This is a genomic window from Arcobacter sp. F155 (assembly GCF_004116455.1).
Lineage (GTDB): Bacteria > Campylobacterota > Campylobacteria > Campylobacterales > Arcobacteraceae > Halarcobacter.
In genome coordinates, this window is record NZ_PDJU01000002.1 from 110,394 (window position 1) to 124,112 (window position 13,719).

Below are 13,719 nucleotides of genomic sequence, written 5' to 3' on the forward strand. Positions count from 1 at the left end.
TTAATTGAAAAGAAATTATATCTACTTAAACTTAATTGACTTGCCCATTATCTTTTGCTAGTATTCAGCATGAAAAAGACAATTTTTATCCTATTTATAATCACGCTACAAGTTTTATTTGCAAATACTAGTACTAAAACAATTTTGTTTTTAGGAGACTCATTAACAGAAGGATTAGGAGTATCAAAAAGTGAAGCCTATCCAAGTTTAGTACAAGAATTAGCAAAAACTAATCTAAATAAAAATATCAAAGCTATAAATGGTGGAGTAAGTGGTTCTACTACTAGTGATGCTCTATCTAGACTAAAATGGTATCTAAAAAGAAAGCCTGACATTGTTTTTATTGCCCTTGGAGCAAATGATGGACTTAGAGGATTAAACCTTACACAAAGTCAACAAAACCTAGAAGAGATAATCTCCCATGCAAAAAAAGCTAATGCAAAAGTATTATTAGCTGGTATGCTTATTCCACCAAACTATGGACCTACTTACTCAAAAGAGTTTGCAAATATGTATTTAAAACTAAAAGAGAAGTACATGCTTAAATTTATGCCATTTTTATTAAAAGATGTGGCAGGAGTTCAAGGACTAAATCAAGCAGATGGGATACATCCAAATGCAAAGGGTCATGAAATCATGGCAAAAGAAGTATTCAAGTTTCTAAAGGAAGAACTATAATGTTACAAATTAAAGCACTAAAAAAATCATATATTCAAGGAGCACAAGAAGTTAAGATATATGATAATTTAAACTTCCATGTAAAAAAGGCACAAAGAGTTGCTATCATGGGAAAATCTGGAAGTGGTAAATCAACCTTGCTTTCACTAATCTCTGGTATTATCAAACCAAATGATGGAGATATTTTACTTGATAATGTTTCGTATAAAGATATGAAAGAAGAAAATATAAATGACTTTAGAGCAACAAATATAGGTTTTGTTTTTCAAAACTTTCATTTAGTTTCATACTTAAATGCCCTAGAAAATGTAATGCTTCCAGCAAAGGTTTGTGGTATAAAAAATGCAAAAGAAAAAGCTATTGAACTATTAGAAAGTGTAGGCTTAGGTCATAGAGTTGACCACTTACCATCACAGTTAAGTGGTGGAGAAAAACAACGTGTTGCTATAGCTAGAGCTTTAATCCATAATCCAAAGGTAATACTTGCAGATGAACCAAGCGGAAACTTAGACGAAGAGACAGGAATAGCTGTTATGGATAAACTTTTTGAACTAATCAAAAAAAACAACACTACTTTGATTTTGGTAACTCACTCTAAAGATGTAGCAGCCAGATGTAAAGAAACTTATGAACTAATTGCAGGAAATCTAAAGAAATGTTAGTTGTTGAACTAGTTTCAAAGGCTTTAAAAAGGTCTAAATCTTTTAGTTTTATATTTATACTAAACTTTTGTTTAGCTATTGCATCGCTGTCTTATTTACAGTTTTTTAAAACAAGTATAGATACATCCCTTGATGAAAAAGCAAAAAGTTTACTTGGAGCTGATTTAGTTGTATCTTCAAGGTTTCCAATCAGAGACATACAAAAAGAGAAAGTAAAGGCCCTACTTCCACAAATAAAAGCTTATGATGAAGGTATATCAACAGTAAGTATGGTAGCTTCCTCTAAAAGAGCAAGACTAATGGAACTTGTTCAAATAAACGAAGGTTTTCCATATTATGGTGGTTTAACTTTTAATGATAACTCAACTTATCCAAAAGGACAAACCTTACCAAAAGAGAATGAAGTTTGGGTATATCAAGAAGTTTTAGACCTACTTGAACTAAAAGCAAATGATACTCTAAAAATAGGAAGTAACGACTATACTATAGGAAAAGTTATTAAAGAAGATAGTTTAAAGAATATTAGCTTTAGTGGTTTTATGCCAAAAGTATATTTAAGTTCTGAAGGTTTAAAAAGAAGTGAACTTTTAAAATTTGGCTCAACTGCAAGATACAAACTGAACTACCTCTTTGAAGAAAACCTAAGTAATGATAAACTAGAAGTCCTAGAAGAACAAATAGAAGCACAACTAGATAGAACACTTAGGGTTTTATCACCAAATGATGGAAGAGATAGACTAATAGCAGTATTAAACTTCTTGACAAACTTCTTGTCCCTTGTATCTTTAATCTCATTTTTCTTAGGTCTTGTTGGGCTTATATATCTTTACTCAGGATTTTTGCGAAAACATCAAGATGATATTTATGTATTAAATGATATTGGAGTTAGCAAGAGAAATCTTATTATGACTTATTTACTTCATCTTTTTGTACTTATAAGTATAGCTACAGTTTTAGTATTTACTTTTATAACTGCATCATCTCAGTTTATAGGGCCATTTATTCAAAAATATATTGACTTTAGTTTTGACTTTTCTTTAGACTATATGTTCTTTGTAAAATCTGCTATTGTACTTTTTGTATTGAGTTTATCTATAGGACTTCCTCTAATCTTGCCATTAGTTCAAAGGCAAAAAAGAAAACTTTCAAGAGTTATCTTAAGTTTTCTTCCCTTTGTAGGCTTTTTACTTGTGCTTTCACACTTTGTTACCCCTTCTAAATATATAGGCTTTTTCTTTGCTCTTAGTGTACTTGTAATAATCGTCCTACTTTTTACAATAGGTTCTTTTTTATTAAAAAGATTTGATTTTACTGGACACCTTGATAATCTAGCTTTATCACTAGCTTTAAAAAATATCATAAGACAAAAAAGAACTTCACTTACACTATTTACTGCAATACTTTTATGTACAGCATTTTTTAGTCTTATTCCTCAAGTAGGAAGTTCTTTATCGAATGTTTTAACAAAAAGTGTAGAAGAGAGACCTAGATTTTTTGTAGTAGATGCAAAAGAAGAACAACTAAAAGATATAAATAAGCAAGTAGAAAAACTAGGAGCAAAACTAGAAAATGTAGCTCCTATGATACGAGCAAGAGTTCTTAAAATAAATGGAAAAGAACAATCACAAAAAGGTGAAAATGCTAGAAACTCAGCTGTAAATCTATCATATAGAAATGATTTAAAGCCAAGTGAACAGATTATAGAAGGAAGAGAGTTTAGTGGAGTATATGATTCAAGTGACTTTTCTAAGCCTATTGAGTTAAGTGTAGAAAAAAGATATGCAAAAAGAAGAGGTATCAACCTAGGAGATACTGTAGTTTTTGATGTTTTAGGACTTGAACTTGAAGCCAAAGTTGTAAATATAAGAACAGTAAAATGGACTGAATTTACTCCAAACTTCTTTTTACTACTTCAAGAAGGAGCTATAAATGATGCTCCAAAAACTATGTTAGCAACTATCTCTACAGGAGAGTATGATGCAACAAAAATGCTTTTAAATCTTACAGATAAGTTTCCTAGTCTTACTGTTATAGATGTTAAAAACCTTTTTGAATCCTTTGCAACTGTGGTAAAAGATGTTTCATCAATCACTGAAAAGATGAGCTTGTATTCTGTATTTATTGGTTTACTTATGAGTTTTATTATTATTCAATATCAAATGAACTTACAAAAAAACAATATCCTTAGACTAAAAATGATTGGTATAAAAAATAAGACTATTAAAAACTCTTTTTTACTGGAGTTTGGTCTTATTTCACTTACGGCTAGCATTTTAGGAATAGTTTTAGGAAGTGTTGGTTCTTATTTTATAAGTGATTTACTTTTTGAGTCCTACTGGGATTTTAGAGCAGATATTTTGCTACTTTACTTTTTATTAATACCAATACTAACTATTTTGGTTGTAAGCCTTTTTACATCAAAGATTATTCATCAAAAGGAGAATGTGCTTTTTGGTGAATAAGGTTTACTTTTCACTTAATAAAAATTTTTAAATGCTAATTTTTCTATGTATTTCAAATAGTTATGTTAAAAATCTTATTAACTAGATTAATGGATTAATAAAAATGAATAAAAATATAAATAACTTTGAAAAATTAGCAAATACTAGTAACTACTCTTTTGTAGAAAACCTTACTAGTGACCCTGATGAAAAATTTCACGGGGAAAATAAAAATCCTAGGGAAGTATTTTCTGGACACTATGTAAACGTTGAGCCAACTGCAATAAAAAACCCAATATATATTTCACATAGTAAAAACTTTTTTGAACAATTAGGTTTAGATGAAAATCTTCTAAAAGAAGAGAACTTTATAAAAATGTTTTCAGGAAATTTATCAAATATACCAAGTCCTATGAGAACTAAAGGTTGGGCTACAGGATATGCACTATCTATTTATGGAAATGAGTATTATGCACAATGCCCTTTTCAAACAGGAAATGGGTATGGTGATGGAAGAGCAATCTCTATTTTTGAAGCAGTTTTAAATAACAAAAAATGGGAGTTTCAACTAAAAGGTGCTGGAAGAACACCATACTGTAGAGGTGCAGATGGGCGAGCAGTTTTAAGATCAAGTGTACGAGAGTTTTTAGCCCAAGAACATATGCACTCTTTAGGTGTTCCAACAACAAGGTCATTGACACTATTTACATCAAAAGAAGAACAAGTACAAAGACCATGGTTTAGAGATGATTCTCATTCAAGAGACCCTGAAGTTATGATTGAAGAAGATGTTACTATTACTACAAGAGTTGCAACTTCTTTTATAAGAGTTGGGCAACTTGAACTTTTTGGAAGAAGAGCTAGAAAACATGAACACAAAAATGCTTTAAAAGAGCTAGAAGAGATAGTTTTACATCTAATTGATAGAGAATATAATGAAACTATAGATGCTAATTTAGATTTAGAAAAAAAGGTGCTTCTACTAGCTAAACAGTTCCAAGATAGACTTACTTCTTTAGTAGCTAACTGGATACGAGTAGGATACTGCCAAGGTAACTTCAATAGTGACAACTGTGCAGCTGGTGGATTTACACTTGATTATGGGCCTTTTGGTTTTATAGATATGTTTGAACCAAACTATCAGCCGTGGACTGGTGGAGGTATGCATTTTTCTTTTTTCAATCAACCACAAGCAGCACAAAAGAATTTCAAATCATTTTGTTCTGCTTTAAAACCACTAATTATCTCAAACCTAGAATCAATAAATGAACTTGAAAAAATAGAAGTTAATTTTCCTAAAATTATGCAATCAAAAATTGAAAAAATGTGGGTAAGTAAATTAGGTATTAAAAAGTTTGATTCTAAACTTTTTGATGAACTTATTAATCTAATGATTGAAACAAAAGTTGACTACACTATATTCTTTAGAGAGTTATCAAATATACCAAAAGATATAACAGAGCTTGAAAAAAGTTTTTATACTAAGATTGAAAATGAAGTTATAAAATCAAAATGGAATAGATGGCTAGAAAAATGGAACACTTTACTAAACATAAATTCAAGTGAAGAAAAAGAAGAGCTTTCAAAACAAATGAAGCTTATAAATCCAAAGTATACTCTAAGGGAGTGGATATTAGTTCCTACGTATAAAGAAGCTGAACAAGGAAATTACAATCTTGTAAATAAACTACAAGAGATAATGACAAACCCATATTCAGAACAAACACTTGAGATAGAAACTAAATATTATGCTAAAAAAGACTCAGGCTTCTTTGGTATAGCTGGGGTTTCTCATGTTAGTTGTTCTTCATAAAAACTAAAATAAGTAAAAAAGTGGCTCCAAAATTTGGAGCCACAAATAAAAGATTAAAACTGCTTTAATCCCAATTAATATTTTTTCTTCTAGTATTTATATCGTTTACTATAGTTTTAGCTAATTCAAGTGGGTCTCTATTTACAACCATCTTTGCATCAATTACATTTACTGAATCTTCATAAAAATAGTTACTTAGATTCTGAGATCCAGATATTGGAGGTTCAACACAATGGTATGAGTTAAATCCCATAAGTCTAAAACCTAAAGCTGCACCAATACCTTTTTCATTACTCCATTCTGGTGAAGAGAATGCTAATGGCATCTGTTTAGTTTCAAGTTGAGATAAATCACTTAAGGCTCTAAATAATCCTGAAGCTCGAGCATTATCTAAACATTCTCCAAAATGTAGTACTGGTGGAATATCAATCTCTTCAACAATCTTTGCTAAACTCTCACCACACTTCTCTTTTGCATCTTGAAGACAATAACCTAATTTAAGAAGAGGAAATGAAGCACAACCATTTGTTAAAATTAATATATTGTTTTTTAAAAGATGGTCTGTAACATCACAAATTGTTTTTTCATACATAACCTTTGGATTATTACATCCAACTAAATTAACAATTCCTTTTATTTCACCACTTTTTAGTTTTTCAAGTAGTTTATCTCCGCCACCAAATTTTTGGAATAATGACTCTACACTAAATCCTAATTGTGCTTTTGCAGATGTTTGAGGAATAAATAGATTGCCTTCAACTCTCTCTTTTCTATTGTCTATTGCAACATCAAGTATCTGACCTGCTAATTTTGGTATTTCATCTAAGTTGCTATGATAATGGTCCAGTCCTATATGAATAGCACCAGGAAGTCTTGCTGAGTCATTTGTAGTGATAACTTTTGTATGGAAACACTCTGCAACATCCATAATTGATGGATAGATGTCTTGAACATCTACAACCCAAGCATCTAATGCTCCTGTACCCATAACAAGTTCAGCTCCAATAGAGTTTGATAAAGGAGAAACATCACCTTGTCTGTAGTTTGCTGATAAGCCACTACAACAAATACCATATATCTTTATTCCCTTTGCACCATTTGCTTTTGCTTTTTTAATGTACTCTTCATCTCTTGATAAAGCAACAACTGAATGAACTAATGTAGGTGAATGTCCATGAACAGCAATATTTACATAATCAAGCTCTAAAGCATTGAAATTTGTATCAACTTCACTAACTTTTGGCATACCATAAAGTATATCCATAGCAATTGAGCCACCCATAACACTACCAAATGAGAATGCTAATCCACATCTAAGCATTTGTTGCATAAGGTTTTCCCAATCACCATCTGTACCAATACCTGTTCTATGAAGTGCTTCAAAAACTTCTTGATATGTACTTATTGGTATGATTTCTAAATCTTCCCATAGTTTTATTCTATACTTTGGAGCAAAGGCTTTAATAGTTTTGAATTCATCTGTATATGGTCTAGATAAATCATCTAATAAAATATTACAAACCTCATCAGCTAAGGTACATAAGTCTTTATTTTCATCATAGATTTCAAAAGCTTTTGAAACTCCAATTAGTTTCTCTTTACCTAGAATTTTACTTTCATCTTTATCTTGGGCAACTCTTTTAAGATTTAGAATTATCTCTCTAGAACGAGCACCATGAGATGATACACCACCTGCCATCCATCTTAAAATATTTCTTGAGGCAATAACATCTTCATCTGCCCCACATATTCCCCTTGGAGATTTTGGTGTGATTTTACATGGTCCCATATGACAGGCTTTACAACAAACACCAGTTAGACCATAAGCACAATTTGGAGTTTGTGCATCAAATCTATCAAAACAGGTTTCTATATTTTTCTCTTCAAAAAATTTAAGCATCGTAACAACACCTTTGTCAGGTGTATGTTGCATCACATCTTGTTTTGAAGGAAAAGATTTTGTTAGTTTTCTCACTTCTTTTGGATTAATCATTTTTAACCTTTAAATTATTCAAAAATGTTTCAAACTCATATTCAATTATATGGTTTAGTGCTAGCTTTTCTCCCAAGATATCTTTTTGTCTTATATTATCTTGTTGTGGTATTTTGATAGAAAACTCTTCATCAAAAATCTCTTCAAAGATTTTCAATTCATCATCTTTGTATCCACTAATTGCATTTTTTATATTTTTGATTCCTAAATCACTAGCAAGTTTTTTTGCATCTTTTGCTGTTTGTACACTTCTTCTTCCCATTTGATAAACAAGTACAAGTAAATCAGAAGTTGCAAAAACACCCCTACTTAAGTGTTCTAAGCCAGCTTCTCCATCAATAATAATAAAATCAAAATCATTTTTATCAACAGAACGAATCAAACTAGATAAGGCAGTGTTTTCTACACAATAACAACCTTCACCACCATTTTTACTCCACCCTAAAGTTAGAACTTTGCTATTATCTCCCCAGCTATCACCATAAGTTGCAACTACATCTTCTACAGTTGTATTTAATTCATAAAAACCTTGTAAACCATTTTTATGATTATTTACAATAGATTTTAAAAGCTCTTTTTGAGTTGAAAGTGGTTTGGTATAGTTTGCACCAAGGGCAACAGAAAGGTTTGCATCTGGGTCTGCATCAATAGATAAAACTCTAAAGCCTTTTTTATCTAGGTATAAACTTAATAGTGAACAAATAGTTGTTTTACCAACACCACCTTTTCCTGCAAATGATATTGTCATAATCTAACCTTTCAAACTATCGTCATTAGCTTTTTTAAAAGACTCAAACACTTGGTGTCTAACCTCTTCAAACTCTATAGAAGTTCTATCTCGTGGATGACTTAATTGGATATTTATAACATCTTCAATTCTTCCAGGACTTGGCTCCATTACTACAACTTTATCTGCTAAATATACTGCTTCATCAATATCATGGGTTACAAAAACAACTGTGGGATTATCCTCTTTACATATTTTTAATAACTCATTTTGAATTTTGTATCTAGTAAAGGCATCTAATGCACCAAATGGCTCATCCATAAATAATACAGAGGGTTTAACAGCAAGTGCTCTTGCAATAGATACTCTTTGTTTCATACCTCCTGATAATTCAGAGACTGCACGATTTTCATTTCCTGTTAAGCCAACAAGATTTATATAATGTGTTGCTAAGGCTTTAGCTTTGTTTTTCTCTACCTTGATACACTCTAGTCCAAATAAAACATTTTCTAAAACACTTTTCCAAGGTAATAATCCATACTCTTGAAATATAGTTACTCTTTTTGAGTTTGGTTTACTTACTTTCTCTTCATCAATAAATATTTCACCTTCACTTGGAGCCAAGAATCCTGCAAGCATATTAAGCAAAGTTGTTTTACCACAACCACTAGGTCCAATTAAACAAACAAACTCTCCTGAAGTTATGTTCAGTGAAGATTTTGTAAGAGCTGTTATTTCTTTGTTTTTTGATACAAATTTTTTTACAACATCTTTTATTATGATATTAGACATCTCTTACACCCCATCTTTTATTAACATATTTTTCAAATTTTTTCATAAGGATATTGATTACCCAACCAATAATTCCTATTAAAATCATTCCGCAAATAATCAAGTCAGACCTTAAGAAGTTTCTAGCATCAACAATCATATATCCAAGTCCAGACTGAGCTCCAAGCATCTCTCCTGCAACTAAATGAATCCATGCTGTTGCCATACCAATATTTAATCCCATAACAATATGAGGAAAAGAAGCAGGAATAATTACGCTGAAAAATGTTTTTAGTTCACTTGCACCAAAATTTTGAGATACTTTTAATAAAAGCGGGTCAACATGTTTTACACCAGAAATTGTAGATAAAAGTACAGGGAAAAACGTAGCTAATATAATAATAAAAATAGCAGGAGCATCACCAATACCAAACCAAAGTACAGCAAGTGGAAACCATGCAACAGGAGAAATTGGTCTAATTAGTTGAACTAGTGAATCAAAAAATGAAAATACAAGTAGATACCTACCTGCTAATAAACCTATGATCATTCCCAATATTGCACCACTAAAATAACCAACACCAAATCTATTTAAACTTGCTATTAAGTGTTCAAATAACGTTCCATCTTCAAGTATTTCTAAAAATGCTATATACGTATCTTGTGGAGAAGGTAGTTGATTGGGAGTATATCCTAAAGATAGAATATACCAACCAATAACAAATACAAAAATTCCAAGAATGCCTAAACAAGTGTTTCTCATTCTTATTAAGCCTTGTTATATGCTTTTAATGCAAAAGAAGAGTCTAAATAATCCTTTGGATCAACTATAATATCTGATACACCATAGTTTTTCATAAGTACTTGTGTACTGTCTAAATCACTATTTGAAATAACTAAGTCATTATAAGAAACAATCTCTTGCTCTGAAAGTAAGATATCTTCAATGATTGAAGGTCTTTGACCTAAATATCTTTTAGATAGTTTTGCTGCATCTTTTGGGTTTTTACCAATAAAGTCAGCAGTAGAAACAAACTTATTGATTAACTCTTGTGTAACTATTGGAGAGTTATTGATTAACTCATCTCTTAAGTTTAAAGTACAGCAAACATGGTCTTGCCATACATCTTTTGAGTATACTAATACTTTTCCTATATCTTGAGAGTTTGCTTGTGCCCCAAATGGCTCTGCTACAACAAATGCATCAATCTTTCCTGTTGACATTGCATTTACCATCTCAGGAGGTGACATATCAATTAATCTTACATCTTTATTTGGGTTAATACCATTCTCTTCTAATAACTTATGAATTAAAAGATAATGAGTAGAGAATCTACTTGGTATTGCTATATTTTTTCCAATTAAATCTTTTACGTTATTAAATTGATTAGAATTTTTTACTGTGATAACAGAACCATTTCTATGTCCAGCTAATACTGCTTTTATAGGTGTACCTTTTTTCTTTAAAGCTAATCCAATAGGAGTTAAAGCAAAGGCACCATCAATAGCTTTTGCTCTTAAAGCTTCTGCTAACTCAGGCCATGAAGAAAACTTAATAGGTTTTAAAACCATATTGTCATATTTTTCTAAACTACTAGCGATTACAGTTAAGTGGTCTGTAATTGGTAAATAACCAATTTTTACTTCTTGCTTACTGCTTCCAAATAAAGAAGAAACACTTGATGAAGTTAAAATTGTAACTGTTGCGGCATTTTTAATAAACGAACGTCTATCCATTATAATCCTTTTTTGAACATTGAAATTTATTATGTTGTTGTTTTAATAGGTTGACTATTTTTAGGAGTGTTAACAGATATTATTTTAGAGATATAAAAATAATAGTGTCTATCTCTGACAGAGATCTTGAGCAAAATTATAATAAAAAATATTTAATAATAAATAAAAAGGTAAAAATAAGTTTACCAATTTGAAGTCAAAAAAAGTATGTTAGCAAGGGTAAGAGATTTTGTAAGTTATAATTTTTGATTATAATAAATAAAATGTTTATTTATATTTTTGGAACTATACTTAAAGGGAAAAACCAAATAAAACAGTGCATAAAGTATATTTTTATATTACAAATTGATTTTAATGTTTAAAAAATATGAATATATCAATATTATTAATTTAAGTTATTAAAATAAAAAGTTAAAAATTTTAAAAGTTTTTGTTTATTCACATATTTTATTAAGTAAATAGAAGTTGCTTTTAATTAGATTTGATAATTTTGATTAAAATTTGAGCAAAAAAAAGCTTCTAGATAAAAGAACCTAAGTTCAAATATCTAAAAGCTTTAAAAAGTGGCTCCGGCACCTGGATTCGAACCAGGGACCAAATGATTAACAGTCATCTACTCTACCACTGAGCTATGCCGGAATTTGTTTTGAAAAGTTTTAAATTTAAATAGTGGCTCCGGCACCTGGATTCGAACCAGGGACCAAATGATTAACAGTCATCTACTCTACCACTGAGCTATGCCGGAATCTATATAAAATTTAAAATTGTTCATCTAAAAGAATGATAAGTGGCTCCGGCACCTGGATTCGAACCAGGGACCAAATGATTAACAGTCATCTACTCTACCACTGAGCTATGCCGGAATCTATTCTTCCTCTTAAATGGGTTGGAATTATAGTAAAAAATACTTGATTTGTCAAGTGATTTTTTATAATTTTTATAATTTTCTATAAAATTTAACTCCACTACTATCTACAAGTGTAAGTTCTTGATTTTTTAATAGCTTTTCTAAACTCATTTTACTATCATTGTCAAACATATTATCTATGTCTTCTTGTGTTAAAGGTCTTCTTTTTAACATTGCTTTTATTTCTTCTTCTGAGAAACTTGATTCAAGTTTTGGTCTATTTTTATAAGCAATATTTACATTAATACCTTCAAAGATATTTGCAATATTTTCTAAAGTCTCAAAAGATACTGGTTTTACATTATATGCAGGTGGTCTATCAATTGTACCAATATCCACTCTATGTGGTTTGATTTTCTTAATAGCCTCATAAAGAGCTTTTATCTCTTCTTCCTTGTCATTTAGTGTTTTTACAAATAAAACCTCTAATACAAGTATATTATTAGTCTCTTGGCTAAATTTAGCCATATAATCAACTATTTTCTCAATATCAATTCCATCATGTATTCTATCAAGCTTTTTAAAACACTTTTCACTTACACAATCTAATGATAACTTTACAGTATCAATTTTAAGAAGTGCCTTGTAAATCTTTTCATCATAGATTGTACTACCATTTGAAAGAATAAGAGTCTTTGCATCTTTCTTTATTTTATTAAGTTCATCAACTAATTTTTCTAAATCTGGATATAAAGTTGGTTCACCATTTGCAGTTATTGTAATAACATCAATTTTTGGATGTTTTTCGAAAGAAGCTTTTACTTCTGAGATTACTTCTTCTACACTTGGATAAGTTGTCATAGCATCAACTGTTTTAGCTTTTTCAAGCTCACAGTAAAGACAGTCAAAATTACATTGTTTTTTTGAAGGGGAAAGGTCTATTCCTAAAGAGATTCCAAATCTCCTTGAAGGAATAGGACCAAAGATAATATTATTTGAATAAGACATTTACTTTTTTGAAACTCTTTGACACTCTGCTACAAAGTGTTTTGCATTTTCTACTGGAACATCAGGTAAAATTCCATGTCCTAAGTTGAAGATATGACCTTCACCTTGCATTACATTTTGAATAGCTTCTACACACTGTGTTGTTGCTTCTTTTGAGTATAGTCTACAAGGTTCCATATTTCCTTGTAATACATACTTGTCACCAAGTTTTTCTTTTGCTAGTGCCATTGGAGTTCCCCAATCTACACCAAATACATCAAAGTTTCCGTAAACTTCACCTCTTTCGATAAATGCAGCTACTCCTTTAGGGAACATTATAACTGGAATCTCTGGGTATTTTTCTTTAATATACTCAGCAATCTCAACCATATACTTCCAAGAGAACTCGTCATATTTTCCAGGTTCAATTGCAGCAGCCCATGAATCAAAAATTTGAACAACATCAGCACCAGCTTCAATTTGCTTAATCATATAGTGCTTAACTACATCAGTTACTTTTCTTAAAATTCTATGTAAAAACTCTGGGTTTGAATACATCATTTTTTTACAAATGTTATATGTTTTAGTTCCTTGTCCTTCAATCATATAAGTTGCTAAAGTCCAAGGTGCACCTGTAAATCCAATAAGAGCTTTATCTTCTGGTAACTCTTGTTTTAAAAGTTTAATAGTTTCATAAACATAAGTTAGTTTATCAGCAGCTTCTTCACCACCAATTAATCTATCTAAATCCTCTTCTTTTTCAATTGGGTCATTGAATTTAGGACCAAAACCTTTAATAAACTCTAAATCCATTCCCATTTCATCTGGAATAACAAGAATATCACTAAATAAAATAGCAGCATCAACACCAACAATATCAAGTGGTTGAATAGTTACTTCACAAGCTTTTTTAGGGTCGTGGCAAAGGTTTAAGAAGTTACCTGCTTGAGCTCTTACTTCCATATACTCTGGAAGATATCTTCCAGCTTGTCTCATCATCCATACAGGAGTGTAAGGAGTCTCTTTTCTTAAACATGCATCTACAAAAATTTTTGACATCTAT

11 protein-coding genes and 3 tRNA genes are annotated in these 13,719 nt (G+C 30.6%); 4 read left to right on the plus strand and 10 right to left on the minus strand.

Annotated features, from left to right (window positions below):
- Nucleotides 1-69: 69 nt before the first annotated feature.
- The 4 genes from CRV03_RS03035 (at nt 70) to CRV03_RS03050 (ending at nt 5,594) form a co-directional block, all read left to right on the plus strand.
- Nucleotides 70-678: an arylesterase gene (locus CRV03_RS03035; RefSeq protein ID WP_129083678.1), complete on the plus strand. Its 609-nt coding sequence runs from the start codon at nt 70-72 to the stop codon at nt 676-678.
- Nucleotides 678-1,340 carry an ABC transporter ATP-binding protein gene (locus CRV03_RS03040; RefSeq protein ID WP_129083679.1) on the plus strand — a complete coding sequence of 221 codons (663 nt, stop codon included), beginning with the start codon at nt 678-680 and terminating at the stop codon, nt 1,338-1,340. The genes CRV03_RS03035 and CRV03_RS03040 overlap by 1 nt, the downstream gene beginning before the upstream one ends.
- The gene (locus CRV03_RS03045) at nt 1,334-3,802 is read left to right on the plus strand and encodes an ABC transporter permease (protein ID WP_129083680.1); all 2,469 of its coding nucleotides are present in this window, start codon (nt 1,334-1,336) and stop codon (nt 3,800-3,802) included. Before CRV03_RS03040 ends, CRV03_RS03045 begins: the two co-directional genes overlap by 7 nt.
- 103 nt (nt 3,803-3,905) lie before the next feature.
- Nucleotides 3,906-5,594 (plus strand): protein adenylyltransferase SelO family protein, encoded by a 1,689-nt coding sequence (locus CRV03_RS03050; RefSeq protein WP_129083681.1) that lies wholly within the window; start codon nt 3,906-3,908, stop codon nt 5,592-5,594.
- Nucleotides 5,595-5,658: 64 nt separating this feature from the next.
- Here CRV03_RS03050 and cooS read toward each other — a convergent pair whose 3' ends face one another.
- The 10 genes from cooS to hemE all read right to left on the minus strand — a co-directional run bounded on the left by cooS (nt 5,659) and on the right by hemE (nt 13,715).
- Nucleotides 5,659-7,587, minus strand: coding sequence for an anaerobic carbon-monoxide dehydrogenase catalytic subunit (gene cooS / locus CRV03_RS03055; protein ID WP_129083682.1), 1,929 nt, complete (start codon nt 7,585-7,587; stop codon nt 5,659-5,661).
- Complete coding sequence (locus tag CRV03_RS03060) at nt 7,580-8,335, minus strand: AAA family ATPase (protein WP_129083683.1); 756 nt, start codon at nt 8,333-8,335, stop codon at nt 7,580-7,582. The genes cooS and CRV03_RS03060 overlap by 8 nt, the downstream gene beginning before the upstream one ends.
- A gap of 3 nt (nt 8,336-8,338) precedes the next feature.
- Nucleotides 8,339-9,106, minus strand: a complete 768-nt coding sequence (locus CRV03_RS03065) for an ABC transporter ATP-binding protein (protein WP_129083684.1) — start codon at nt 9,104-9,106, stop codon at nt 8,339-8,341.
- A complete protein-coding gene (locus tag CRV03_RS03070; protein ID WP_129083685.1) occupies nt 9,099-9,848 on the minus strand; it encodes an ABC transporter permease in 750 nt (249 codons plus the stop codon). The genes CRV03_RS03065 and CRV03_RS03070 overlap by 8 nt, the downstream gene beginning before the upstream one ends.
- Before the next feature lie 5 nt (nt 9,849-9,853).
- A complete protein-coding gene (locus CRV03_RS03075) occupies nt 9,854-10,822 on the minus strand; it encodes an ABC transporter substrate-binding protein (protein WP_129083686.1) in 969 nt (322 codons plus the stop codon).
- A gap of 564 nt (nt 10,823-11,386) precedes the next feature.
- A tRNA-Asn gene (locus tag CRV03_RS03080) sits at nt 11,387-11,461 on the minus strand.
- Between the two features lie 31 nt (nt 11,462-11,492).
- A tRNA-Asn gene (locus CRV03_RS03085) sits at nt 11,493-11,567 on the minus strand.
- Nucleotides 11,568-11,610: 43 nt separating this feature from the next.
- Nucleotides 11,611-11,685 (minus strand) — tRNA-Asn (locus tag CRV03_RS03090).
- Nucleotides 11,686-11,759: 74 nt separating this feature from the next.
- A complete protein-coding gene (locus CRV03_RS03095) occupies nt 11,760-12,677 on the minus strand; it encodes a radical SAM protein (RefSeq protein ID WP_129083687.1) in 918 nt (305 codons plus the stop codon).
- Nucleotides 12,678-13,715 (minus strand): uroporphyrinogen decarboxylase, encoded by a 1,038-nt coding sequence (gene hemE, locus CRV03_RS03100; RefSeq protein WP_129083688.1) that lies wholly within the window; start codon nt 13,713-13,715, stop codon nt 12,678-12,680.
- Nucleotides 13,716-13,719: the final 4 nt, after the last annotated feature.